Source organism: Pseudomonas sp. I8001, assembly GCF_013385345.1.
Classification (GTDB): domain Bacteria; phylum Pseudomonadota; class Gammaproteobacteria; order Pseudomonadales; family Pseudomonadaceae; genus Aquipseudomonas.
Genome location: NZ_JACAQC010000054.1, coordinates 32470 through 55363, shown reverse-complemented (window position 1 = coordinate 55363; position 22894 = coordinate 32470). Strand labels below are relative to the sequence as shown.

At 60.3% G+C, this 22894-nt stretch carries 24 protein-coding genes, 1 tRNA gene and 1 pseudogene; 8 read left to right on the top strand and 18 right to left on the bottom strand.

Features of this window, described 5'->3' with window-relative positions:
- Window positions 1–322 precede the first annotated feature (322 nt).
- Window positions 323–1540, top strand: a complete 1218-nt coding sequence (locus HX839_RS27635; RefSeq protein ID WP_063033153.1) for an MFS transporter — start codon at window positions 323–325, stop codon at window positions 1538–1540.
- Window positions 1541–1648: 108 nt separating this feature from the next.
- On the opposite strand, the pseudogene HX839_RS31485 reads toward HX839_RS27635, so the two are convergent.
- Window positions 1649–1768: pseudogene (locus tag HX839_RS31485) on the bottom strand (RNA polymerase subunit sigma); the annotation flags it as partial.
- A 124-nt stretch (window positions 1769–1892) separates the two neighbouring features.
- Between HX839_RS31485 and HX839_RS27630 the strand changes: the two are divergent.
- Window positions 1893–2117: a hypothetical protein gene (locus HX839_RS27630; RefSeq protein WP_087693771.1), complete on the top strand. Its 225-nt coding sequence runs from the start codon at window positions 1893–1895 to the stop codon at window positions 2115–2117.
- A gap of 368 nt (window positions 2118–2485) precedes the next feature.
- On the opposite strand, the gene ychF is transcribed toward HX839_RS27630, so the two are convergent.
- From ychF to HX839_RS27590, 8 genes are all read right to left on the bottom strand, one after another.
- Window positions 2486–3586 (bottom strand): redox-regulated ATPase YchF, encoded by a 1101-nt coding sequence (gene ychF / locus HX839_RS27625; protein WP_010177033.1) that lies wholly within the window; start codon window positions 3584–3586, stop codon window positions 2486–2488.
- A gap of 23 nt (window positions 3587–3609) precedes the next feature.
- Window positions 3610–4194: an aminoacyl-tRNA hydrolase gene (gene pth, locus HX839_RS27620; protein WP_003208389.1), complete on the bottom strand. Its 585-nt coding sequence runs from the start codon at window positions 4192–4194 to the stop codon at window positions 3610–3612.
- A gap of 165 nt (window positions 4195–4359) precedes the next feature.
- Window positions 4360–4959 carry a 50S ribosomal protein L25/general stress protein Ctc gene (locus tag HX839_RS27615; RefSeq protein ID WP_003208391.1) on the bottom strand — a complete coding sequence of 200 codons (600 nt, stop codon included), beginning with the start codon at window positions 4957–4959 and terminating at the stop codon, window positions 4360–4362.
- Window positions 4960–5097: 138 nt separating this feature from the next.
- Entirely contained in the window at window positions 5098–6039 is a 942-nt protein-coding gene (locus HX839_RS27610) for a ribose-phosphate pyrophosphokinase (RefSeq protein ID WP_003208392.1), read from the bottom strand.
- 45 nt (window positions 6040–6084) lie between these two features.
- Window positions 6085–6159: transfer RNA gene (locus HX839_RS27605), tRNA-Gln, on the bottom strand.
- Between the two features lie 36 nt (window positions 6160–6195).
- Window positions 6196–7047 carry a 4-(cytidine 5'-diphospho)-2-C-methyl-D-erythritol kinase gene (gene ispE / locus HX839_RS27600; protein WP_003208395.1) on the bottom strand — a complete coding sequence of 284 codons (852 nt, stop codon included), beginning with the start codon at window positions 7045–7047 and terminating at the stop codon, window positions 6196–6198.
- Between the two features lies 1 nt (window position 7048).
- Complete coding sequence (lolB, locus tag HX839_RS27595; RefSeq protein WP_008432261.1) at window positions 7049–7666, bottom strand: lipoprotein insertase outer membrane protein LolB; 618 nt, start codon at window positions 7664–7666, stop codon at window positions 7049–7051.
- Between the two features lie 4 nt (window positions 7667–7670).
- Window positions 7671–9395, bottom strand: coding sequence for a tetratricopeptide repeat protein (locus tag HX839_RS27590; RefSeq protein WP_008432263.1), 1725 nt, complete (start codon window positions 9393–9395; stop codon window positions 7671–7673).
- A 274-nt stretch (window positions 9396–9669) separates the two neighbouring features.
- Between HX839_RS27590 and hemA the strand changes: the two genes are divergently transcribed.
- The 6 genes from hemA (at window position 9670) to HX839_RS27560 (ending at window position 15036) form a co-directional block, all read left to right on the top strand.
- Window positions 9670–10959, top strand: a complete 1290-nt coding sequence (hemA, locus tag HX839_RS27585; protein WP_008432265.1) for a glutamyl-tRNA reductase — start codon at window positions 9670–9672, stop codon at window positions 10957–10959.
- A complete protein-coding gene (gene prfA / locus HX839_RS27580) occupies window positions 10956–12038 on the top strand; it encodes a peptide chain release factor 1 (protein ID WP_003208405.1) in 1083 nt (360 codons plus the stop codon). The genes hemA and prfA overlap by 4 nt, the downstream gene beginning before the upstream one ends.
- On the top strand, window positions 12039–12866 hold the full coding sequence (prmC, locus tag HX839_RS27575) for a peptide chain release factor N(5)-glutamine methyltransferase (protein ID WP_003208408.1): 828 nt from the start codon (window positions 12039–12041) through the stop codon (window positions 12864–12866). It abuts the gene before it with no gap.
- A complete protein-coding gene (locus tag HX839_RS27570; protein ID WP_177068008.1) occupies window positions 12863–13618 on the top strand; it encodes a molybdopterin-synthase adenylyltransferase MoeB in 756 nt (251 codons plus the stop codon). Before prmC ends, HX839_RS27570 begins: the two co-directional genes overlap by 4 nt.
- Window positions 13611–14405, top strand: a complete 795-nt coding sequence (gene murI, locus HX839_RS27565) for a glutamate racemase (RefSeq protein ID WP_003208413.1) — start codon at window positions 13611–13613, stop codon at window positions 14403–14405. The genes HX839_RS27570 and murI overlap by 8 nt, the downstream gene beginning before the upstream one ends.
- A 112-nt stretch (window positions 14406–14517) precedes the next feature.
- On the top strand, window positions 14518–15036 hold the full coding sequence (locus tag HX839_RS27560) for an acyloxyacyl hydrolase (protein WP_003208415.1): 519 nt from the start codon (window positions 14518–14520) through the stop codon (window positions 15034–15036).
- A 137-nt stretch (window positions 15037–15173) separates the two neighbouring features.
- Here HX839_RS27560 and HX839_RS27555 read toward each other — a convergent pair whose 3' ends face one another.
- The 9 genes from HX839_RS27555 to HX839_RS27515 are packed head-to-tail and all read right to left on the bottom strand — an operon-like array spanning window position 15174 to window position 22892.
- Entirely contained in the window at window positions 15174–15479 is a 306-nt protein-coding gene (locus HX839_RS27555) for a YkgJ family cysteine cluster protein (RefSeq protein ID WP_003208416.1), read from the bottom strand.
- A 54-nt stretch (window positions 15480–15533) separates the two neighbouring features.
- Complete coding sequence (locus HX839_RS27550) at window positions 15534–16025, bottom strand: DUF2878 domain-containing protein (RefSeq protein ID WP_102604721.1); 492 nt, start codon at window positions 16023–16025, stop codon at window positions 15534–15536.
- On the bottom strand, window positions 16018–17289 hold the full coding sequence (locus HX839_RS27545) for a cyclopropane-fatty-acyl-phospholipid synthase family protein (RefSeq protein ID WP_087693767.1): 1272 nt from the start codon (window positions 17287–17289) through the stop codon (window positions 16018–16020). Before HX839_RS27545 ends, HX839_RS27550 begins: the two co-directional genes overlap by 8 nt.
- Window positions 17276–18082 carry a DUF1365 domain-containing protein gene (locus HX839_RS27540; RefSeq protein ID WP_087693766.1) on the bottom strand — a complete coding sequence of 269 codons (807 nt, stop codon included), beginning with the start codon at window positions 18080–18082 and terminating at the stop codon, window positions 17276–17278. Before HX839_RS27540 ends, HX839_RS27545 begins: the two co-directional genes overlap by 14 nt.
- Complete coding sequence (locus tag HX839_RS27535; protein WP_177068007.1) at window positions 18079–19326, bottom strand: FAD-dependent oxidoreductase; 1248 nt, start codon at window positions 19324–19326, stop codon at window positions 18079–18081. Before HX839_RS27535 ends, HX839_RS27540 begins: the two co-directional genes overlap by 4 nt.
- Window positions 19323–20105, bottom strand: a complete 783-nt coding sequence (locus HX839_RS27530; RefSeq protein WP_008432280.1) for an SDR family oxidoreductase — start codon at window positions 20103–20105, stop codon at window positions 19323–19325. The genes HX839_RS27535 and HX839_RS27530 overlap by 4 nt, the downstream gene beginning before the upstream one ends.
- Entirely contained in the window at window positions 20102–20524 is a 423-nt protein-coding gene (locus tag HX839_RS27525; RefSeq protein WP_003208426.1) for a nuclear transport factor 2 family protein, read from the bottom strand. Before HX839_RS27525 ends, HX839_RS27530 begins: the two co-directional genes overlap by 4 nt.
- A complete protein-coding gene (phrB, locus tag HX839_RS27520) occupies window positions 20517–21962 on the bottom strand; it encodes a deoxyribodipyrimidine photo-lyase (RefSeq protein WP_177068006.1) in 1446 nt (481 codons plus the stop codon). Before phrB ends, HX839_RS27525 begins: the two co-directional genes overlap by 8 nt.
- Window positions 21963–22892, bottom strand: coding sequence for a MerR family transcriptional regulator (locus tag HX839_RS27515; RefSeq protein WP_177068005.1), 930 nt, complete (start codon window positions 22890–22892; stop codon window positions 21963–21965).
- Window positions 22893–22894 lie beyond the last annotated feature (2 nt).

Genomic DNA, 22894 nt, shown 5'->3' with positions numbered 1-22894 from the left:
CCCGAAGGTGCCCCACGCACAGCCACCATAAACTGGGGCGTAAAGCGTGTGCCTATTGAGTTCAGGCTGCTAAACCCGATCACTGAAAACCAGCGACGGACCGAAGACTAGCCACCGACTCCCCCAGGCACAAGGCCGAAAGATTCTCTAGGAAACGTCCCGCAAATTAAAGGGATTCATCTTGCTGGCCCTTTACAAACCATGACCGCTGCATCGATTCATCTACTCGTTAGCCTGCTAACGGGATAGCCTTCCTGCACCCAAAAGTGGCACATTGTCGCACCTGCACCTGTGCATCCATCTGCTGTACGGAAAACCTCCCATGGCTCTGAGCAATTCCCAGCCCTCCGTGGCTACGGCGCCTGCCGCCGGGCAAACCAGCCCGTTGGTGATGCGTGTAATCGGCGCGGTGGCGCTGGCGCATTTGATCAATGACTTGATCCAGTCGGTACTGCCCTCGATCTACCCGATGCTCAAGGCCAATTACGGCCTGACGTTCACCCAGGTCGGCCTGATCACCCTCACGTTCCAGCTCACCGCGTCCCTGCTGCAGCCGTGGGTCGGTTATTACACCGATCGCCATCCCAAGCCGTACCTGTTGCCCTGCGGAATGATCTGCACGCTGGTGGGCATCCTGATGATGTCCCAGGTGGGCAGCTTCCCCCTGATCCTGCTGGCGGCGGGGCTGATCGGCATCGGCTCGTCCACCTTCCACCCGGAAGCCTCCCGCGTGGCGCGCCTGGCCTCGGGCGGGCGTTATGGTTTGGCGCAGTCGACGTTCCAGGTGGGCGGTAATGCCGGCTCGGCCTTCGGCCCGTTGCTGGCGGCGGCGATCATCATTCCGTTCGGCCAGGGCAATGTGGCCTGGTTCGGCCTGTTCGCGGTGTTTGCGTTGTTTGTGCTGTATGCGATCAGCCGCTGGTACGCGCACCACTTGAACCTGTTCAAGCTCAAACAAGGCCAGGCGGCCACTCACGGCCTGTCCAAGGGCCGGGTGCTGAGCGCGCTGGTGGTGCTGGGGCTGCTGGTGTTTTCCAAGTACTTCTACATGGCCAGTTTCACCAGTTACTTCACCTTCTACCTGATCGAGAAGTTCGACCTGTCGGTGGCCAGTTCCCAGCTGCATCTGTTCCTGTTCCTCGGCGCGGTGGCGGCGGGCACGTTCTTTGGCGGGCCGATTGGCGACAAGATCGGCCGTAAGGCAGTGATCTGGTTTTCGATCCTCGGCGTGGCGCCGTTCACCCTGATTCTGCCCCATGTGGACCTGTTCTGGACCAGCATCCTGAGCGTGGTGATCGGCTTTATCCTGGCTTCGGCGTTCTCGGCAATTGTGGTGTACGCGCAAGAGTTGGTGCCGGGCAATGTGGGGATGATCGCCGGGGTGTTCTTCGGTCTGATGTTCGGTTTTGGCGGGATCGGTGCGGCGCTGCTGGGGCACCTGGCAGACATCCACGGCATCGAGTACGTGTACACGCTGTGCTCGTTCCTGCCGCTGTTCGGGGTGTTGGCGATTCTGTTGCCGCGTACCAAAAAGGCCTGATACCAGATCAATCGAGTCGGGCAGATATCCCTGCTGCCCAACGCTTGCGTCAAACGGGTAAATCAACTGCTCCTGCAAAGGGTGTCGGCGTTGCGCCGGTGCGCTGATTTACGGTTGTAGCGGGTTGTAGGTGGCCCGCTTGAGCTGTTCTCGCGCCCGGGACAAACGTAGGCGCACCGTGCTAATGGGGATGTCCAAGGTGTCGGCGGTGTATTGGGCGTTTCCATCGGCAAGTGCTTGTTGCTGTACTAAGTCAGCAGGTTCCAGCCGCCGGTAGATATGCTTTCCATGAAAGTGATTCCGAGTGATTAAGGCGTCGGTGCTACGCTTGCTCAAAACACGGAGAGCCGCCATGACGGATATCAAACTGATTGCTAGCTTGTTTGATCGCCTTAATCAGAACCAACTCGCCCTAGGCGCCGCAGTTGAAGAGCTTTCCAAGTGGGTCGAACAACGTGGGTCGGCAGAAATTGCCAACAACGTGCGCGGTGCGCTCGAAACACTGGATGAGAACCTTGTGTTTATTCGTCAGGGAATTGCTGAGCTAACAGTCACAGGGAGTTTAGGAAAGCTGTGACGGTCTGGAGCAGTAGAAGGTCCGGCTGTCTAACATCGAGGCAAGTAGTCCGATTCCGCCCAGGTGCCGTCGTTAGCAGTAACGGCAGGGTAGGCCGCTTACTAGCTTACAACGGCGCCCTATCGCAGGGAGGCGCTTCCCCAGGGGCATGCGCACGTTGGTAGCGAGCTGGACTGCCTACCGGGCTGGTGATTTTTCATATCTACCGAATCGAATTCTGAAGTTCTCGCTGCTAATTTTAGAGATGGGACTGGCTCTAACAATATTGAATACCGAAGTTTTTTTCGGTGGCGGGGAAGTGAGCGCCCACAAAAAAGCCGATGCAGTGCATCGGCTTTTTGTTTTGCGGCATAGGCCGCAGGTAAAGCTTATACGTTGAAGCGGAAGTGCATCACGTCGCCATCCTTGACGATGTATTCCTTGCCTTCCAGGCGCCATTTACCGGCTTCCTTGGCACCGGCTTCACCCTTGAACTGGATGAAGTCGTTGTAGGCGATGACTTCGGCGCGGATGAAGCCTTTTTCGAAGTCGGTGTGGATCACGCCAGCCGCTTGCGGGGCAGTGGCACCGACCTTGACGGTCCAGGCGCGTACTTCTTCAACACCGGCGGTGAAGTAGGTCTGCAGGTGCAGCATTTCGTAGCCGGCACGGATCACGCGGTTCAGGCCAGGCTCTTCCAGGCCCAGGGCCTCGAGGAACATGTCTTTCTCTTCGCCGTCTTCCAGCTCGGCGATTTCCGCTTCGATCTTGTTGCACACTGGAACAACCATCGCGCCTTCTTCTTCGGCAATGGCCATGACCACGTCGAGCAGCGGGTTGTTCTCGAAACCGTCTTCAGCCACGTTGGCGATGTACATCACCGGCTTGGTAGTCAGCAGGTGGAAGCCCTTGATCACCGCCTTTTCGTCGGTGCTCATGTTCTTCATCAGGCTGCGTGCCGGCTTGCCCAGAGTGAAGTGGGCAATCAGTTGCTCCAGCAAGGCTTTCTGGACCACTGCGTCCTTGTCGCCGCCCTTGGCGTTACGCGTGACCTTTTGCAGTTGCTTCTCGCAGCTGTCGAGGTCGGCGAAGATCAGCTCCAGGTCGATGATCTCGATATCGCGTTTCGGGTCGACGCTGTTGGAGACGTGAATCACGTTCTCGTCTTCGAAGCAGCGGACCACGTGGGCGATGGCATCGGTCTCGCGGATGTTGGCGAGGAACTTGTTGCCCAGGCCTTCACCTTTCGACGCGCCGGCTACCAGGCCCGCGATGTCGACGAACTCCATGGTGGTCGGCAGGATGCGCTTTGGATTCACGATGGCCGCCAGGGCGTCCAGGCGTGTATCGGGCATCGGCACGATACCGGTGTTCGGTTCGATGGTGCAGAAGGGGAAGTTCTCCGCCGCAATACCGGATTTGGTCAGGGCGTTGAACAGGGTGGACTTGCCGACGTTAGGTAGGCCGACGATGCCGCAATTGAATCCCATGGTGTTTCCCCTCGGGTAAAGAGTCAGGCCTTCTGGCTGTGCAGGTTTTTCATCGCACGGTTCCATTCACCGGCGAAGATATCCGGCAGCACGCCGAGGGCAAAATCGATGCTGGCATCGAGTTTTTCCTGTTCGGCGCGTGGCGCACGACCCAGGACGAAATTTGAAACCATACTGGCAACGCCCGGGTGGCCAATGCCAAGCCGCAAGCGGTAGAACGTATTCTGATTGCCCAACTGCGCGATGATGTCGCGCAGGCCATTATGCCCGCCATGGCCGCCGCCTTGCTTGAGCTTGGCAACGCCGGGTGGCAGGTCTAGTTCGTCATGGGCCACCAGGATTTCTTCGGGTTTGATCCGGAAGAAGCCCGCAAGCGCCGCGACAGCCTGGCCGCTGCGGTTCATGTAGGTGGTGGGAATCAACAGACGAACATCCTGACCCTGATGCGAAAAGCGTCCGGTCAGGCCAAAATATTTGCGATCGGCCACAAGATTGACGCCTTGGGCGTGGGCGATACGCTCAACAAAAAGGGCCCCCGCGTTATGCCGGGTCTGTTCGTATTCGGCGCCTGGATTTCCCAGGCCAACGATCAGTTTAATGGCAGTCACGACAGGGGCCCTTCCTTTGGAGTTGTGGATAACATCGCCGTTGGTGCGGCGAAAGTGGACGACAAAAACTCATTAACCGTTAGAGGCCAACTTCGCATTCTCGCCCGCTTTCTCGCTACGTTCCGGTCCGCGATGTTTCCTCAAGCTCCGGCATTACAGAGTGAATTACTCTGCAGCGCCTTCTTCAGCTTCTGGTGCAACGCGTGGAGCGTGTACGTTTGCAACAGCTTTGTCGTCACCGTGAGCCAGTGCAACGAACTCAACGCCTTTAGGAGCCTTGAGGTCGGACAGGTGAACGATTGCGCCGATTTCCAGAGCCGACAGGTCGACTTCGATGAACTCAGGCAGGTCTTTCGGCAGGCAGGTCACTTCGATCTCGGCGATAACGTGCGAAACTTCGCCGCCTTTCTTGACCGGAGCTTCTTCACCAACGAAGTGCACAGGCACGATAGCGGTCAGTTTCTGACCAGCTACTACGCGTACGAAGTCAGCGTGCAGCACGTGGCCTTTAGCTGGGTGACGTTGCAGTGCCTTGATGATGACGTTCTGCTTGGTGCCGCCAACGTTCAGCTCGATGATGTGGCTGTAAGCCGCGTCGTTTTCGAGCAGTTTGGCGATTTCTTTAGCCAGCATGCTGATGGATTCAGGGGCTTTTTCGCCACCGTAAACTACAGCTGGAACCAGGCTTGCGAGACGACGCAGGCGGCGGCTCGCACCTTTCCCCAGGTCGGAACGCAGTTCAGCATTCAAAGTAAAATCGTTCATGTTGTATCTCCAAAATAACCACATTCGCCCTAGCGTTTGCGACCAGCGCTAAAGGCGATATGGGCAAAAAAGCCCCGCCCCAACAGAATGCTGGGGCGGGGCGCTTTTCGTCAGGTTGATGCTGCTAAGGTTTGACCCTTAACGGAACATCGCGCTGATCGATTCTTCGTTGCTGATGCGGCGAACCGCTTCGGCAACTACCGGTGCGATATCCAGTTGACGGATACGCGAACAGGCTTGAGCGGCAGCGGACAACGGGATGGTGTTAGTCACCACCAGTTCGTCCAGCATTGAGTTCTCGATGTTCTCGATCGCTCGGCCCGACAGCACAGGGTGTGTGCAGTAGGCGAAGACTTTTGCTGCACCGTGCTCTTTCAAGGCTTTCGCCGCGTGGCACAGGGTGCCGGCGGTGTCGACCATGTCATCAACCAGAATACAGGTACGCCCTTCGACATCACCGATGATATGCATCACTTCAGAGTGATTGGCTTTCTCGCGGCGTTTGTCGATGATCCCGAGATCCACGCCCAGGGATTTGGCAACAGCCCGTGCACGCACGACGCCACCAATGTCCGGGGACACGATCATCAGGTTTTCAAAGCGCTGGTCTTCGATGTCATCCACCAGGACGGGGGAGCCGTAGATGTTATCTACCGGAATATCGAAGAACCCCTGGATTTGGTCAGCGTGCAGGTCAACCGTGAGAACACGGTCGATACCTACCACGGTCAGCATGTCAGCAACGACTTTCGCGCTGATAGCCACACGTGCGGAACGCGGACGGCGATCCTGACGGGCATAACCAAAGTAAGGGATTACAGCTGTGATTCGAGTCGCTGAGGAGCGGCGGAAGGCATCAGCCATCACGACGAGTTCCATCAGGTTATCGTTGGTCGGAGCGCAAGTCGGCTGAATAATGAAGACATCTTTACCGCGGACGTTTTCATTGATCTCGGCTGTAATTTCGCCGTCGGAGAATTTACCGACAGAGATGTCACCGAGAGGGATATGCAGCTGACGTACAACACGCCGAGCCAGATCGGGGTTAGCATTCCCCGTAAAGACCATCATCTTGGACACGCGCAGTACCTAGAGGCTGAGGGTAACCTGGATGAGTATAGAAAATGGCAGGGGCGGCTGGATTCGAACCAACGCATGGCAGGATCAAAACCTGCTGCCTTACCGCTTGGCGACGCCCCTGTATCTGTTGCAACGAGTACCCAGTACTCGGTTCCTTTAGAGCAGACTTTGCAGCTTGCGATGCAACATCGAAACGTTGCTTCCCTTTGCTACAAACCCTGTAAGGGTCTCTGTAAGAAGGGCCGAGACTTTATCAGCTTCAGCTTTGCTTGGGAAGCCCCCAAACACACAACTTCCAGTTCCGGTTAATTTTGCTTCGGTAAAATTACCTAACAAATTCAAAGCGTTACGTACATCTGGATAACGCCTTGCTACAACCGGTAAGCAGTCATTTCGACTGTTTCCCTTGGGAACGGGGCGCACTTTAATGGGAGGAGAGTTACGTGTCAACAGTGGATCTGAAAAAATTTCTGCTGTACTTACAGATACTTGCGGAACAAGCACGACATACCACGGCTCTTCGGGGTCTACAGGGGTGAGTTTCTCCCCCACGCCTTCGGCAAAAGCGGCGTGCCCACGCACGAAAACCGGGACGTCCGCGCCCAGTGTCAGGCCCAGCGCCGCCAGGCGATCGTGGTCCCAACCCAGTTGCCACAAGTGATTCAGGCCGAGCAATGTCGTTGCGGCATTTGAGCTGCCGCCACCGATGCCGCCGCCCATGGGCAGGATTTTTTCGATCCAGATGTCGATGCCCAATGGGCAACCGGATTGTTCCTGGAGTTTTTTCGCGGCCTTCACAATCAGGTTGCTGTCGTGAGGCACGCCGTCGAATTCGGTGTGCAACTGGATCACGCCGTCATCGCGAACGGCGAAGGTCAGCTCATCGCCGTAGTCGAGAAATTGAAAAATCGTCTGCAACTCGTGATAGCCGTCTTCACGGCGACCGAGAATGTGCAGCATCAAATTCAGTTTGGCCGGGGAGGGCAGGGTCAGGCGTTGCTCGTTCATCTCACTGCCCCAGCTTGCGCGGTTGCCAGTCCTTGATCACCAGCGTGACGTCAAGGTCGGTGCCATGCAGCTTGATGCGCTCGGGCAGCCAGTAACCGTTCTGTTGCACATAGCTCAGGTATTCGACCTGCCAGCCATCCTGTTCCAGCGAAGCCAGGCGGCTGTCGCCATTGAGGCTCAGGCGGCTCTTGCTGTCTGGCGCAGGAAGACCGCGTACCCACCACACCAAGTGCGATACGGGGAGTTTCCAGCCCATCTGTTCTTCCAGCAGGGCTTCCGGCGTTGGCGCTTCATAGCGGCCCTGATTGGCCACTTCCAGGCTGACTTGCCCCGGCCGGCCGGTCAGGCGAGCCGCACCGCGGCCCAGCGGGCCAGACAGGCGAATGTCGTAATAGTCCTGGCGTTGCAGCCAGAACAAGGTGCCGCTGCCCGAATCTTTCGGGGCGCGAATGCCCACCTTGCCCTCGATCTGCCAGCCATCAAGGCTGCTCAGTTGATCCTTGTGCTGCTGCCACTGCGCCGGGTTGCCCGGGCCTTCGACAGATTCACGGGTGCCAAGACCGGAACAGCCGGCAAGCAGGGCAATAAAGCTGAAAACGATAACGTGGCGCAAAAACATAAAATTAAAGGGTCTCGGATCCGGTCAGGCGCTTGATGGTGCTGCGCAGGATTGGGCTTTCGGGCTGTTCCTTGAGGAACTTCTCCCAGATTTGTCGCGCTTCACGCTGCTTGCCATTGGCCCAGAGCACTTCGCCCAGGTGTGCGGCGACTTCCTGGTCGGGGAAGCGCTCCAGCGCCTGGCGCAGCAAGCGTTCGGCTTCGTCCAGGTTGCCCAGGCGGTAATTCACCCAGCCGAGGCTGTCGAGTACGGCCGGGTCTTCCGGGTTGAGCTGGTGAGCCTTTTCAATCAGCTCCTTGGCTTCGGCGTAACGCGTTGTACGGTCGGACAAGGTGTAACCCAGGGCGTTCAGTGCCATGGCATTGTCCGGATCGCGCTTGATGATCAGGCGCAGGTCTTTTTCCATCTGCGCCAGGTCATTGCGTTTTTCCGCCTGCATGGCGCGGGTGTACAGCAGGTTCAAGTCGTCCGGATATTGCAGCAAGGCTTGCTGGAGGATTTTCCAGGCGCGATCGCCCTGCTTGTTGGCCGACAAGGTCTCGGCCTGGATCAGGTACAGCTGGATCGCGTAGTCCGGTTCGGCATCCCTTGCGGCAGCCAGGCGTTTTTCCGCCTCGTCGGTGCGGCCGTTGTTCATCAGGATATCGGCCTGGCGCAGTTGCGCCGGCAGGTAGTCATTGCCGGCGCCGACCTGGGCGTATTCAAGCAATGCAGCCTGCGGGTCGTTACGCTCTTCAGCGATACGGCCCAGGTTCAGGTGCGCCGAATCCACGTGGCTCTCGCGGGCGATCAGGTCTTCCAGGTAACCCTTGGCCTCATCCCAGGCCTTGGCTTCCAGGCACACCAGCGCCAGGGAGTAGCGCAATTCGTCATCGTCCGGGTATTGCTGCACGAGGTTGGCGAACTGCACCTTGGCGTCTTCCATGCGGTCCTGTTCGACCAGCATGCGGGCATAGGTCAGCAGCAGGCGCTTGTCGCCCGGGTACTTCTTGATGCTTTTTTCCAGCAGCGGAATCGCTTCCTTGCCGCGGTTGAGGTTTTGCAGCAGGCGGGCACGCAGCAGGATCGGCGCGATCTCGCCCTCTTCCGGCGGGTGTTGCTCCAGCAGCTTCAGCGCAGCCTCGGGCTCATCATCCTGTTGCAACAACAGCGCCTTGCCGAAAATCAGCTGGCTGTTGTTCGGGTGTTTTTGCAGCAGGCGGTCGAAACTCTTCATCAGGCCGTTGCGGGTGTCCTGATCGGTGTCGGCGGCCGACAGCGCGAGGAAGTCGAAATGCGTGTCGCCCTTGCCCTGCAGGACCTTCTCCATATACACCATGGAGTCGTCATAGCGCCCGGCGCGGGCCAGTTGAATGGCCGCTGCCCGTTGCGCCTCGAGATCGTCCGGGGCGTTTTTCGCCCAGATCAGCGAGGAGTCCAGGGCCGCCTGATCGGCGCCCAGGTACTCGGCGATGCGAAACGCCCGCTCCGAAATCCCCGGATCCTGAGTATTGATGGCCTGGGTCACGTAGTTATCCAGGGCAATGTCGAAACGATTGCGCTGGCCGGCCAGCTCCGCGCTCAGCAGGCTGAAGATCGTCTCTTCACTGAACGAGGAATAAACCTTGGGCTTTTCAGGGGCGGGGGTGCTGTCTTCTACCGGCGGCGTACCGTCCGGCGACACGGGTGCCATGGCCTGGCAGCCGCTGAGAAAGACAAAAGCAAGGAGCAACGCGGAAGATCTATTCATATAGGAAGAGGACGACTAACCTGCGGTCGGATCATCATGACACAAGCCTTCGGCCAAACATAACCGTGTAGGAGCGAGCTTGCTCGCGAAGAACCAGAGGACAACGCGTTTTATCCCGTAAGCCAGCGTTATCGTTAACGACCATCGCGAGCAAGCTCGCTCCTACAGATGGCCTTTATAGGCGTAAGCTACTAGGACAATAGCCTACGGTGGTTGTTCTGAATCATTCGAAGTAGGACAATTGTCGGCTTCCCGACATCATCAGCGATATTGAATGGCCTTCCTTGCACTCGGTATTAACCACAAGACTGCTTCTGTAGACGTCCGCGAGCGCGTGGCTTTTACTCCCGAGCAGTTGGTTGAGGCCTTGCAGCAGCTCTGCCGGCTCACCGACAGTCGCGAAGCTGCGATCCTTTCGACCTGTAATCGCAGCGAGCTCTATATAGAGCAGGAACATCTTTCAGCGGATGTGGTGCTGCGCTGGCTGGCCGATTACCACCATTTGAGCCTCGATGAGCTGCGCCAAAGCTCATATGTGCACGAAGAGGATGCGGCAGTTCGTCACATGATGCGCGTCGCCTCCGGGCTGGATTCGCTGGTGTTGGGCGAACCGCAGATTCTCGGCCAGATGAAGTCCGCCTACGCCGTGGCCCGCGAGGCCGGCACCATCGGCCCGCTGCTGGGGCGCCTGTTCCAGGCCACCTTCAACTCCGCCAAGCAGGTGCGCACCGACACCGCCATCGGTGAAAACCCGGTGTCCGTGGCGTTTGCCGCCGTCAGCCTGGCCAAACAGATTTTCAGTGACTTGCAGCGCAGCCAGGCCCTGCTGATCGGCGCCGGCGAGACCATCACCCTGGTCGCCCGCCACCTGCACGAGCTGGGCGTAAAGCGCATCGTCGTCGCCAACCGTACCCTGGAACGCGCCAGCATCCTGGCCGAGCAGTTCGGTGCCCACGCGGTGTTGCTTTCCGACATCCCGGCCGAGCTGGTGCGCAGCGACATCGTCATCAGCTCTACTGCCAGCCAGTTGCCGATCCTCGGCAAGGGCGCGGTGGAAAGCGCCCTGAAACTGCGCAAGCACAAGCCGATCTTCATGGTGGATATCGCCGTTCCCCGGGATATCGAGCCTGAAGTCGGCGAGTTGGACGATGTTTACCTCTACAGCGTCGACGACCTGCACGAAGTGGTCGCCGAAAACCTGAAGAGTCGCCAGGGCGCTGCCCAGGCTGCCGAGGAAATGGTCAGCACCGGTGCCGACGATTTCATGGTGCGCCTGCGTGAACTGGCGGCAGTGGACGTGCTCAAGGCCTACCGTCAGCAAGGCGAACGCCTGCGGGACGAGGAATTGATCAAGGCCCAGCGTATGCTCGCCAACGGCAGCAGCGCCGAAGACGTGCTGATGCAGTTGGCGCGCGGCCTGACCAACAAATTGCTGCATGCTCCCAGTGTCCAGTTGAAAAAGCTTACCGCCGAAGGCCGCCTCGATGCGCTGGCCATGGCCCAGGAACTCTTTGCCCTCGGTGAGGGCGCGACAGAAAGCTCTTCGGATAAAAAACCGCAATGAAAGCGTCACTGCTCAATAAACTGGACGTCCTTCAGGACCGTTTCGAAGAACTGACCGCCTTGCTCGGCGATGGCGAGGTCATCTCCGATCAGACCAAGTTCCGCACCTATTCCAAGGAGTACGCGGAAGTTGAGCCGATCGTGGGCACCTATAAACAGTTGCTCAAGGTTCAGGCTGACCTCGAAGGCGCCCAGGCGCTGCTCAAGGACAGCGACCCGGACATGCGCGAAATGGCCGTTGAAGAAGTGCGAGAGGCCAAGGACAAGCTGATCGAACTGGAAGGCGACCTGCAACGCATGCTGTTGCCCAAGGATCCGAACGACGGGCGCAACGTATTCCTTGAAATCCGCGCCGGCACCGGCGGTGACGAAGCGGCGATTTTCTCCGGCGACCTGTTCCGCATGTATTCGCGCTATGCCGAGCGTCGCGGCTGGCGTGTGGAGATTTTGTCCGAGAACGAAGGCGAACACGGCGGCTATAAAGAAGTCATCGCCCGGGTTGAGGGCGAGAATGTCTACGGCAAACTGAAGTTCGAATCCGGCGTGCACCGCGTGCAGCGGGTGCCGGCCACGGAATCCCAGGGCCGTATCCACACCTCGGCGTGCACCGTGGCCGTGTTGCCCGAGCCCGACGAGCAGGAAGCCATCGAGATCAACCCCGCAGACCTGCGGGTCGACACCTACCGCTCATCGGGCGCCGGTGGCCAGCACGTCAACAAGACTGACTCGGCGATCCGTATCACTCACTTGCCTTCGGGCATCGTGGTGGAGTGCCAGGAAGAACGTTCCCAGCACAAGAACCGTGCGCGGGCCATGTCCTGGCTGTCGGCCAAGCTGAATGACCAGCAGACCAGCGCCGCCGCCAATGCGATTGCCAGCGAACGTAAGTTGCTGGTGGGCTCGGGCGACCGTTCCGAGCGCATTCGTACCTACAACTTTGCCCAGGGCCGGGTCACCGACCACCGCGTCAACCTGACGCTGTACTCCCTGGACGAAATCCTCGCCGGTGGCGTCGATGCGGTAATCGAGCCGTTGTTGGCCGAATACCAGGCCGACCAGCTTGCGGCGATAGGTGAATAAATGACCATTATTGCCAGTTTGTTACGCGCCGCCGACCTGCCGGACTCGCCGACTGCGCGCCTGGACGTGGAATTGTTGCTGGCCGCTGCCTTGGGCAAGTCCCGCAGCTACCTGCACACCTGGCCGGAAAAAATCGTCAGCAGTGAACACGCGCTGACCTTTGCCGACTACCTGCAACGCCGTCGTGCCGGCGAGCCCGTGGCCTACATCCTCGGCCAGCAAGGCTTCTGGAAGCTCGACCTGGAAGTGGCACCGCACACGCTGATCCCGCGTCCGGAAACCGAGATGCTGGTGGAAGCCGCCCTGGAATTGCTGCCTGCCACACCGGCCAAGGTCCTGGACCTGGGCACCGGCAGCGGCGCGATTGCCCTGGCCCTGGCCAGCGAACGCCCGGCCTGGCAAGTCACGGCGGTCGACCGCGTGCTGGAAGCCGTGGCCCTGGCCGAACGCAACCGCCAGCGCCTGCACCTGAACAACGCCACGGTGCTGAACAGCCATTGGTTCAGTGCCCTCGAAGGCCACACTTACAACCTGATCATCAGCAACCCACCTTATATAGCCGACACCGACCCGCACCTGGTGGCCGGTGACGTGCGCTTTGAACCGGCCAGCGCGCTGGTATCCGGGCATGACGGCCTGGACGACCTGCGGCTGATCATCGCCCAGGCGCCTGCGCACCTCGACGCCGCGGGTTGGTTGCTGCTGGAACACGGTTACGACCAGGCGCCCGCCGTGCGCGACCTGCTGCTGGGGGAAGGCTTTGAAGAAGTCCACAGCCGCATCGACCTGGGCGGCCACGAACGCATTACGTTGGGACGCCGCCCGTGATGAACGACCAGGAGCTGTTGCGCTATAGCCGGCAGATTCTGTTGCAGCATGTCGACATCGAAGGTCAGTTGCGCCTGAAAAACAGCCGCGCGCTGATCGTCGGCCTGGGTGGCCTCGGTTCGCCGGTGGCGCTGTACCTGGCGGCGGCGGGGGTGGGTGAGCTGCATTTGGCGGATTTCGACACTGTCGACCTGACCAACCTGCAACGCCAGATCATTCACGACACCGACAGCGTCGGCCTGAGCAAGGTCGACTCGGCGATTCGCCGCCTGAGCGCGATCAATCCTGACATACAGCTGGTTGCCCATCGCAGCGCGCTGGATGAGGATTCCCTCGCGGCCGCCGTGGCGGTGGTCGATGTGGTACTGGATTGCAGCGACAACTTCTCCACCCGCGAAGCGGTCAACGCTGCGTGTGTCGCTGCCGGCAAGCCTTTGGTGAGCGGTGCGGCGATTCGCCTCGAAGGCCAGCTGTCGGTGTTCGACCCTCGTCGCGCCGAAAGCCCCTGCTACCACTGTTTATACGGGCACGGCAGCGACGCCGAACTGACCTGCAGCGAAGCCGGTGTCATCGGCCCGCTGGTGGGTTTGGTCGGCAGCCTGCAAGCCCTGGAAGCCTTGAAATTGCTGGCCGGTTTCGGCGAGCCGCTGGTGGGGCGGCTGTTGTTGATCGACGCCCTGACCACGCGTTTTCGCGAGTTGCGGGTCAAGCGCGATCCCGGCTGCAGCGTCTGCGGTAGCCAACATGGTTAAGGATGCGCCGATTGGTGTGTTCGACTCCGGTGTCGGCGGCCTGTCGGTGCTGGACGAAATCCAGCGCCTGCTGCCCCATGAGTCGCTGCTGTACGTGGCGGATGGCGGGAATATCCCCTACGGCGAGAAAACCCCGGCGTTCATCCTCGATCGTTCGCGACAGGTGGCGGCGTTCTTCCGTGAGAAGGGCGCCAAAGCGTTTGTGATTGCCTGCAACACGGCGACCGTTGCGGCGGTTGCCGATTTGCGCCAGGACTATCCCGACTGGCCATTGGTGGGCATGGAACCGGCAGTCAAACCCGCGGCTGCCGCGACCCGCAGTGGCGTCGTCGGCGTGCTGGCGACCACCGGCACCCTGCAAAGCGCCAAGTTCGCCGCCTTGCTCGACCGCTTCGCCACCGATGTGCGGGTGATCACCCAACCCTGCCCGGGCCTGGTGGAGCTGATCGAAACCGGCGACCTGGACAGCCCGGCCCTGCGCCTGCTGTTGCAAGGCTACGTGGAGCCGCTGATTGCGGCCGGTTGCGACACCATCATCCTCGGCTGCACCCACTACCCGTTCCTCAAGCCCCTGCTCGCCGAGATGCTCCCGCCGACGATCATTTTGATCGACACCGGGGCGGCAGTAGCGCGTCAATTGCAGCGTCTTTTGAGTGATCGCGAACTGCTGGCCACTGGCAATCCGCCGCCTGTACAGTTCTGGACCAGCGGCGATCCGCAGCATCTAAGAAATATCCTACCGACCCTATGGAAATCTCCCGGAGTTGTGCGTAGTTTTGGCGTGTGAAAAAAACGTGAAATAACGCCTTTATCCGCTGAACTTCTGGCTATACGGCAGCTTCTATAGCAAGTTAGCCGGTACAAAATCATACAACTTCGTTCGGAAGGGATGTTTCTCTATGAAGCGCTTGTTCTGTTTGGCTGCGATTGCGGCCGCAATGTTGGGGCACTCTTTTTCCGCACAGGCGGCAGGCCTGGAACTTGGGGTGGGAAGTACGAGCGATTCGACCATGACCTATCGGTTGGGGCTGACCTCGGACTGGGATAAAAGCTGGTGGCAGACCGATACGGGGCGCGTGACCGGGTACTGGAGCGGCGCCTACACCTACTGGGACGGTGACAAGCGGGCCAGCGTCAGCAGCCTGTCGTTCTCACCCGTGTTTGTGTATGAGTTTGCCGGGGAGAGGGTGAAGCCGTACATCGAGGCCGGCGTGGGTGTGGCCGTGTTCTCCCGCACGCGGGTAGAAGACAACAATATCGGCCAGGCTTTCCAGTTTGAAGACCGGCTGGGCTTTGGCTTGCGCTTTGTCGGTGGCAGTGAAGTGGGGATTCGGGCCACCCATTACTCCAATGCCGGGATCAGCAGCAATAACGATGGTGTAGAGAGTTATTCGCTGCACTACACGCTGCCGTTGTAGTTTTTTAAGCACACTGCAAAACCATTGTGGGAGCGGGCTTGCTCGCGAAAGCGGTATATCAGCCACGAATCAGTTGACTGACACACCGCTTTCGCGAGCAAGCCCGCTCCCACATTTGCTACTCATTGGTTCCGAAATCAGCGATACACCGTCGCAATCCCCTGGCGCTCATCGATGCACTCCGGCGCGCCCATCTCGAATTCCCGGCAGATCAGCGGCCGCTTCTCGTAAATCGTGCACATCATCGTGTCGCGGTCCAGCGCCGCGCACCAGCCGTCATCCAGGCGCAGCATGACTTCGCCGCCCCAATCGTCGGTATCGATAAAGCGATCGGGCACGCCGGTGTCGGTGATCAGCATGACTTCCAGCTGGCAGCAGCACGCGGCGCAGGTGGAGCAGGTGACGGCAGGTTCGGCGATTTGGGTATGGGGGATGTTGGTCATAGGCGCGCAGTGTAAGGCAAGCGGCTCATAGGTGTGTGAAAGGCCTGACGGACGTCAATGTGCCAACTGCCTGGCGACCCAATGCAACAACGGAAAAATCATCCCCCAGAGTAACGCCAGGCCGATGACGGTCGGCACGGTGCCATAGCCGAAACTCACCCCCGCCAGTTGGCTGCCCGCGTAATAGGACAACGGCCCGCCCACCGCCCCCAACAAGCTCGCACGCCACCAGGGCTGCGCGCTCCAGGCCAGGCAATGGCGCAGCGTAGTCGCCAGCAATGCCCACAACAGGATCAGCCACAATGGCGCCAACGGCCCGGGCAGGCTGAAATGAAACACGCCGAATGCACGTAGCACGGTGTCGATCACGGTGCCCAACAAGGTGACGGCAACAATCACCTGGCCTTCCGCTGACCACGAACTTATCCACAGCAGGTGGATTACCAGCACCGCCAACCCCACCAACAGCCACAGACTGTCGCCGCCCAGCACACAGGCAAACCAGCCGCACTGGAACAGCACGGCATTTGCCAGTGGTTTAAGCATCAAAGCGCCCGAGCAGTGGCTGGGTCAGCGCCGCCGGCTTGGCCAGCAGCATCTGCGCGGTGCCGATGGTGCGCTCCATAAAGCCGCCTTCGCAGTAGCACAGGTAAAACTCCCACAGCCGCAGGAAGTATTCGTCGTAGCCCATTTCCGTCAGGCGGCTGTGGGCGCGACGAAAGTTCTCATGCCACAGGCGCAGGGTTCGCGCGTAGTGCAGGCCGAAGTCCTCCATGTGCAGCAGGTTCATGTCAGTGTCGCGGCTGACGACCTCCAGCATCTTCTGTACACAGGGCAGGGCGCCGCCGGGGAAGATATAGCGCTGGATAAAATCCACGCTGCTCTTGGCTTGTTCGTAGCGCTGCTCGCGAATGGTGATCGCTTGCAGCAACATCAGGCCGTTGCTCTTGAGCAACTGCGCGCACTGTTTGAAATAGGTCGGCAGGAAGCGGTGGCCCACGGCTTCGATCATCTCGATCGACACCAGCTTGTCGTACTGCCCGGTCAGGTCGCGGTAGTCCTCCAGCAGCAACGTCACCTGATTCTGCAAACCCAGGGCCTCGATGCGTTTTTCAGTGTAGGCAAACTGCTCTTTGGACAGGGTCGTAGTGGTGACCTTGCAGCCGTACTGCTGCGCGGCATAAATCGCCATGCTGCCCCAGCCGGTGCCGATTTCCAGCAGGTGGTCGGACGGTTTCAGCGCGAGCTTCTGGCAGATGCGTTCCAGTTTGTTCAGTTGTGCCTGTTCCAGTGTGTCATCGGCGGTGAGGAACTGCGCGGCCGAATACATCATGGTCGGGTCGAGGAATTCCTCGAACAGGTCGTTGCCCAGGTCGTAGTGGGCGGCAATGTTTTTCTGCGAGCCCTTGCGCGTATTGCGGTTGAGCCAGTGCAGGCCCTGGGTGAAGGGCCGCGCCAGTTTGGCCAGCCCACCTTCCAGCGCATCCAGCACGTCGAGGTTGCTGACCATCACCCGTACCACGGCGGTCAGGTCCGGGCTGCTCCAGTAACCATGGATAAATGCCTCGCCGGCGCCGATGGAGCCGTTGGCCGCCACCAGCCCCCACACGGCTGAATCGAGGATCTGGATCTCCCCCAGCAGGTGCGCTTCCCGTGCGCCGAAGACTTGCCGTTCGCCGTCCTCGATCACCACCAACTGGCCGTGGCGCAGTTGGCCGAGCTGGCGCAGCACGGCTTTGCGCAGCAGCGCGGCGGTCATGCCGTTGACGTTCAAGCGGTTGGATTTGACCGATAAGCTAGGGGATTTCATGGCGGCGATCCTTGGTGTAACCGACTGCGGTGCGAGAAGCGCCTTCGGCGGCGTGATGGGAAAAAATCGGCGTGCGTTTAAGCAAGAGGCGCAAGGCCTGCCAATAAATGGCCAGGCAGGTCTTGGCGGTCATCCACGGGAAGCGCCACAGGTAGCGGTGCAGGCTGGCGCGGTTCAGGGCTTCGCGTTGCAGGCTTAAGGTGGCGTCAAAGACTTTCAGTTCGCCCTGCCAGTCGGCCATGTGCACGCCGAGCCTGGCGGCGGGCGGGCTGAAGCTCATGCGGTATTCCAGGTCCCGGGGCAAGAACGGCGACACATGAAACGCCTTGGCCACGGCGAAGTGCTGATGCTCACCGGCAGGCAGCGCCTGGGCCGGCAGCACGTAGTGATAGCGCTCGCGCCACGGGGTGTTGGTCACTTCACAAAGGATCGCGGCCAGCGTTCCGTCGGCCTCGAAGCAGTAGAAGAAACTCACCGGGTTAAAGGCCAGGCCCCAACTGCGGGCCTGGGTCAGCAGGCAGATAACGCCCGAGGGGATGCGCCCCAGGGCCTTGCCGACTTCTTGGCGTACGGCATCGGTCAAGCTCATGCCGTGACGGGTCAATTCACGCAGGTAATCCTGCTGGCGAAACGCGAACGGCGCCCAGCGCTCGCCCGCCAATGGCGACAAGCCGAACACTTCGTCCTGTTCGCTGAGGTCCAGGTACAGCAGGCCGATCCGGTACCGAAAGGCATGGCCCTTTGGCGTAAACCGCCGATGGGCGATCCAGCCGCTGTACAGGGCGCTGTTCACAGGATTTCCCCGAACGCCTTGGCCACGCGCAATGCGCTGACCACGCCGTCTTCGTGGAAACCGTTGGCCCAGTAGGCGCCGCAATAATAGGTGTGCTGCGCGCCGTGCAGTTCTTCCCAGCGCGCTTGGGCGGCCACAGCGGCCAGGCTGTATTGCGGGTGGGCGTAGGTGTAGCGGGCGAGGACTTTGAGCGGGTTGATCAGCGCCGTTTGGTTGAGGCTCACGCAAAAGGTGGTGGTGCTGTCGATGCCTTGCAGGATGTTCATGTCGTAGGTCACCGCCGCCTGTTTTTGCGCGCGGCCATCCAGGCGGTAATTCCAGCTGGCCCAGGCCAGTTTGCGGTCGGGCAGCAGACGGGTATCGGTGTGCAGGACGACGTCATTGTCGGCGTAGGGCAGGGCGCCAAGGATCTGTTGCTCGGCCAGGCTCGCATCCCCCAGCAAGGCCAGGGCCTGGTCGCTGTGGCAGGCGAACACCACCTTGTCGAATGCCTCGCTGCCGGCGGCGCTGTGGATAACTGCGCCGATGGCTGAACGCTCAACCCGGGTGACCGGGCAATTGAGGCGGATATTTTCGCGGAAGGACTGGGTCAGCGGTTCGATATAGCGGCTGGAACCGCCTTCGATCACGCACCACTGCGGCCGGTTGCTCACCGACAACAAGCCATGGTTCTTGAAGAACCGCACGAAGAATTGCAGGGGAAACCCGAGCATGTCAGCCAGGGACATCGACCAGATCGCCGCGCCCATCGGCACGATGTAGTGCTGGATAAATCGCTGGCCGTAGCCGCCCGCTTGCAGGTACTCGCCCAGGGTCATCTCGGCGCTGATGCGTTGCTCTTGCAGGTCCAGGGGCGCGTGGCGGTTGAAGCGCAGGATATCGCGCAACATGCCCCAGAACCCCGGCGACAGAATATTCCGGCGCTGGGCAAACAGGCTGTTGAGGTTGTTGCCGTTGTACTCGAACCCGGCGTTCGGGTCGCACACCGAAAAGCTCATCTCGGTGGGTTTGTACGTCACGCCAATTTGCCCCAGCAGCTTGATGAAGTTGGGATAGGTCCAGTCGTTGAACACGATAAAGCCGGTGTCCACCGCATGGCTTTTGCCTTCCACCGTGACATTCACCGTGTGAGTGTGCCCGCCGATGCGGTCGCCCGCTTCGAACAGGGTGATGTCGTGGCGGCGACTGAGCAGGTAGGCGCTGGTCAGCCCGGCAATGCCGCTGCCGATAATGGCGATCTTCACAGGTCGTCCTTTCTCGGCGGCGGGCTGCGCAGCATGCGTTTGCCAATGATCAACTGGACGCGGTTCGGCAGTTTCGACAGTGGCCACAAGGCGGCAATAAACAGGGCAGGGAAGGCAATTTCCAATGGGCGGTTTTGCAGCTTGGCGAAGATATGTCGCGCGGCCTTGTCCGCCGGCCAGCTCAAGGGCATCGGGAAGTCATTGCGGGCGGTCAGCGGCGTGTCGACAAACCCCGGGCTGACCACGGTGACGTCGATCCCTTCAGGCGACAGGTCGATACGCAGGGACTCGAACAGGTAACGCAGGCCGGCCTTCGACGCACCATAGGCTTCCGCCCTGGGCATCGGCAGGTAGGTCACGGCACTGGCCACACCGACCAGGTGCGGTGTATGACCGGCACGCAACAGTGGCAGCGCGGCCTCGATGCAGTAACTGCTGGCCAGCAGGTTGGTGCGCACCACGTGCTCGATGATCGAGGCGTCGAATTGCCTGGCATCCACGTATTCGCAGGTGCCGGCATTCAGGATCACCGTATCCAGCGAACCCCAGGCCACCGCGATGTGTTCACCGATCTCGCGTACGGTCTGGCTGTTGGTCAGGTCGCCGGCCACCACCAGCACTTGCCCGGGATATTGCTGGGCAAGCTGTTCCAGGGGCGCCTTGGAGCGGGAACTGAGGGCCACATGGGCACCGCTTTCGAGCAGCGTCTTGGCCAGTTCGGCACCGATGCCGCTGCTGGCACCGGTCAACCAGTAACGACGTGGAAGGTTAAGGCTCATCCCATTCTCCTTTTCAGCCAGCTGACCACACCGCCAAGGACCGGCACGTGTTCATACAGCAACTGTCCAGCGTCAAAATAATCCCGGTGGCGATACACCTTGTCGCGCCACAGCAGGTGCGAGCAGCCTTCCACACGAATCACTTCGCCCTTGGCCAGGCGCGGGTGGCAGAAGCTCATTTTCCAGCGCAGGTAGCCTTCGCCTTCCGCCACTTGATCAAAGCCATGGAAGTCAAAGCGCAACTGGGTAACGTTGTCGTACAGCTCGGCGAAGTAGCGGTGCAACGCCGGCAGCCCGTGCACCTCGTGCAGTGGGTCGGTGAAACTGATGTCCTGGCTGTACAGGCCGTCGAGCAGGTGCAGGTTGTGCTTGTCCACACTGGCGAACACCTGGGCGAAGCGGCGCAGGAAATCACTCATAAGCACCTCCGACCGCCTGGCGTGAAGGCAGGCTGCGGAAAGCGGCGAGGGCGCGCTCGCGGGATTTTTTCAAATCGACGATAGGACGAGGATAGTCGGCCACACCAAACAGGCCGCCCACGGCGTCGGGGTTGTGCACTTCCTTTTTGTTCAGCGCCGCCAGTTGCGGCAGCCAGTGCTTGATAAACACACCTTCGCCGTCGAATTTTTCCGATTGGCTCAAGGGGCTGAAAATCCGGAAGTACGGGGCCGAGTCGGTGCCGGTGGACGAGCTCCACTGCCAGCCACCGTTGTTGGCTGCCAGGTCGCCGTCGATCAGGTGACGCATGAAAAAGCGCTCGCCTTCGCGCCAGTCGATCAGCAGGTTTTTGGTCAGGAACATCGCCACCACCATGCGCAGGCGATTGTGCATCCAGCCGGTTTCCAGCAGCTGGCGCATGGCGGCGTCGATGATCGGCAGGCCGGTGCGTGCTTCCTGCCACGCTTTCAAGTCTTCCGGGCTGTTGCGCCAGGCCACAGCTTCGGTCTCCGGGCGGAATGCGCGGTGGCGCGAGACCCGTGGGTAGCCCACCAGAATATGTTTGTAGAACTCGCGCCACAGCAGCTCGTTGATCCAGGTAATCGCGCCGATGTCGCCGCTTTCGAATTCACCCTGGTTGCTTTGCAGCGCGGCATGCAGGCATTGGCGCGGTGAGACCACGCCTGCTGCAAGGTAGGCCGAAAGCTGGCTGGTACCGGGCTTGGCCGGGAAGTCGCGTTCGTCCTTGTAGTAGCTGATTTGTGCGTCGGCGAACTGGTCGAGACGGCGCCGGGCTTCGGCTTCGCCGGCAGGCCACAGGGCGCGCAAGGCTTCGCTCGGGGTAGCGAAGCCCTCGACGTGATCCGGAACCTCGTCGCTTTTGAGTGTGAGCGGTGCCTGCGCCTTGGGAGTGGCGACCAAACGCGGCAAGGCGCCATGCAGGCGGCTGTAGCAGACCTTGCGGAACTGGCTGAATACCTGGAAGTAGGTGCCGGTCTTGGTCAGCACGCTGCCGGGCTGGAAAAACAACTGGTCCAGATAGGTGTGGAACGTGATGCCTTGAGCTTCGAGGGCCTTGGCCACGGCGGCGTCGCGGCGCTCTTCGTGGATGCCGTATTCGTCATTGACGTGCACCGACTCCACCGACAGTTCCTGGCACAGGCCTGCCAGGACTTCAGGTGCTTGATCCCAAGTGTCGGCATGGCGGATCAATAACGGAATGTTCAACTCGCGCAGCGCTGAGCTCAAGCGCTGCAGGTTGCGCAGCCAGAAATCGACCTTGCACGGCGCGTCATCGTGGGCCAGCCATTGCCCGGGGCTGATCAGGTAGACGGCCGCTGTCGGGCCACGCTGTGCGGCGGCGGCGAGGGCGGTGTTGTCATGTAGGCGCAGGTCGGTGCGCAGCCAGATCAAGTGCATTTAAATAAGTCCACGCTGGATCAGTACCTGATGGGCCGACAACGGGTCTTCGGCCAGGAGCAATTCAGGAATCTCTTGGGTTAATACGGACAGCTCCGCCTGGTGGATGCATACCGTTGGTCCGGTTATCAGTTTTGGGCAACTGAAGCCGCTCAACAGTTTGCCCAGCACCGAGGTATGGAGTGCCTTGCTCGAATACAGCAGTACCGCACGGGGTTGCAGATGCTCGACGGCCAGGGCCAGTTCGCCCACCGGCAATGGCCAGTCGAAAACTTCCACCGGGCAATCGGCGCTGCTGGCGAGCCAGGCGGTGAGCCACAGGTGCGGCTCCAGCGGCATGTCGGAATGGTTGATCAGCAGCAGGGGGGCGCCGTTGAGCTGGCGGTTGTTGTGATACATCCGCGCACCGAATTTGCTGCGCAGCCAGGAATAGAAAAATACCCGTTCCATTTGCGCGCCGAACTGGCCTTGCCAGCGCAGCTCAAGCTCCTTGAGTAACGGCAATAACAGTTGCTCGCACAAGGTGCGCGGCGGGTACAGCGCCATGGCCTGGTTGAAGGCATCATCCACCCGGCGCTCGGCCAGTTCGCTGATGGCCTGCACCAGGTGCTGGCGGCGGTTGTGCCATTCGTTTTCCACCGGCGGCTCGCTGGTGGCTTGCGCGGTGTCGATCAGGCTCTTGACCTGGCTGACCGGCACACCGCGGTTGAGCCAGGTCAGGATGGTATGGATGCGTTGCACGTGCTCGGCACTGAACAGGCGGTGCCCCTTGGGCGTGCGCTGGGGCACGATCAGGCCGTAGCGGCGCTCCCAGGCGCGCAAGGTCACGGCGTTGACGCCGGTCTGGCGCGCCACTTCGCGGATCGGCAGCCAGCCTTGGTCGATGGCCTCGGCGATGTCTTCGCCAGGTTCTTGCAGGGGAAAAGTCATAG

What these genes read in the sequence shown, in the direction of transcription:
- ispE (WP_003208395.1), bottom strand. Translation starts at nt 7,047, where the DNA reads ATGAACGAGCAACGCCTGACCCTGCCCTCCCCGGCCAAACTGAATTTG.
- HX839_RS27550 (WP_102604721.1), bottom strand. Translation starts at nt 16,025, where the DNA reads ATGCTTAAACCACTGGCAAATGCCGTGCTGTTCCAGTGCGGCTGGTTT.
- HX839_RS27515 (WP_177068005.1), bottom strand. Translation starts at nt 22,892, where the DNA reads ATGACTTTTCCCCTGCAAGAACCTGGCGAAGACATCGCCGAGGCCATC.
- lolB (WP_008432261.1), bottom strand. Translation starts at nt 7,666, where the DNA reads ATGTTTTTGCGCCACGTTATCGTTTTCAGCTTTATTGCCCTGCTTGCC.
- hemA (WP_008432265.1), top strand. Translation starts at nt 9,670, where the DNA reads ATGGCCTTCCTTGCACTCGGTATTAACCACAAGACTGCTTCTGTAGAC.
- ychF (WP_010177033.1), bottom strand. Translation starts at nt 3,586, where the DNA reads ATGGGATTCAATTGCGGCATCGTCGGCCTACCTAACGTCGGCAAGTCC.
- HX839_RS27525 (WP_003208426.1), bottom strand. Translation starts at nt 20,524, where the DNA reads ATGAGTGATTTCCTGCGCCGCTTCGCCCAGGTGTTCGCCAGTGTGGAC.
- HX839_RS27635 (WP_063033153.1), top strand. Translation starts at nt 323, where the DNA reads ATGGCTCTGAGCAATTCCCAGCCCTCCGTGGCTACGGCGCCTGCCGCC.
- HX839_RS27530 (WP_008432280.1), bottom strand. Translation starts at nt 20,105, where the DNA reads ATGAGCCTTAACCTTCCACGTCGTTACTGGTTGACCGGTGCCAGCAGC.
- prmC (WP_003208408.1), top strand. Translation starts at nt 12,039, where the DNA reads ATGACCATTATTGCCAGTTTGTTACGCGCCGCCGACCTGCCGGACTCG.
- HX839_RS27615 (WP_003208391.1), bottom strand. Translation starts at nt 4,959, where the DNA reads ATGAACGATTTTACTTTGAATGCTGAACTGCGTTCCGACCTGGGGAAA.
- phrB (WP_177068006.1), bottom strand. Translation starts at nt 21,962, where the DNA reads ATGCACTTGATCTGGCTGCGCACCGACCTGCGCCTACATGACAACACC.
- HX839_RS27630 (WP_087693771.1), top strand. Translation starts at nt 1,893, where the DNA reads ATGACGGATATCAAACTGATTGCTAGCTTGTTTGATCGCCTTAATCAG.
- HX839_RS27590 (WP_008432263.1), bottom strand. Translation starts at nt 9,395, where the DNA reads ATGAATAGATCTTCCGCGTTGCTCCTTGCTTTTGTCTTTCTCAGCGGC.
- HX839_RS27555 (WP_003208416.1), bottom strand. Translation starts at nt 15,479, where the DNA reads ATGACCAACATCCCCCATACCCAAATCGCCGAACCTGCCGTCACCTGC.
- prfA (WP_003208405.1), top strand. Translation starts at nt 10,956, where the DNA reads ATGAAAGCGTCACTGCTCAATAAACTGGACGTCCTTCAGGACCGTTTC.
- murI (WP_003208413.1), top strand. Translation starts at nt 13,611, where the DNA reads ATGGTTAAGGATGCGCCGATTGGTGTGTTCGACTCCGGTGTCGGCGGC.
- HX839_RS27545 (WP_087693767.1), bottom strand. Translation starts at nt 17,289, where the DNA reads ATGAAATCCCCTAGCTTATCGGTCAAATCCAACCGCTTGAACGTCAAC.
- HX839_RS27560 (WP_003208415.1), top strand. Translation starts at nt 14,518, where the DNA reads ATGAAGCGCTTGTTCTGTTTGGCTGCGATTGCGGCCGCAATGTTGGGG.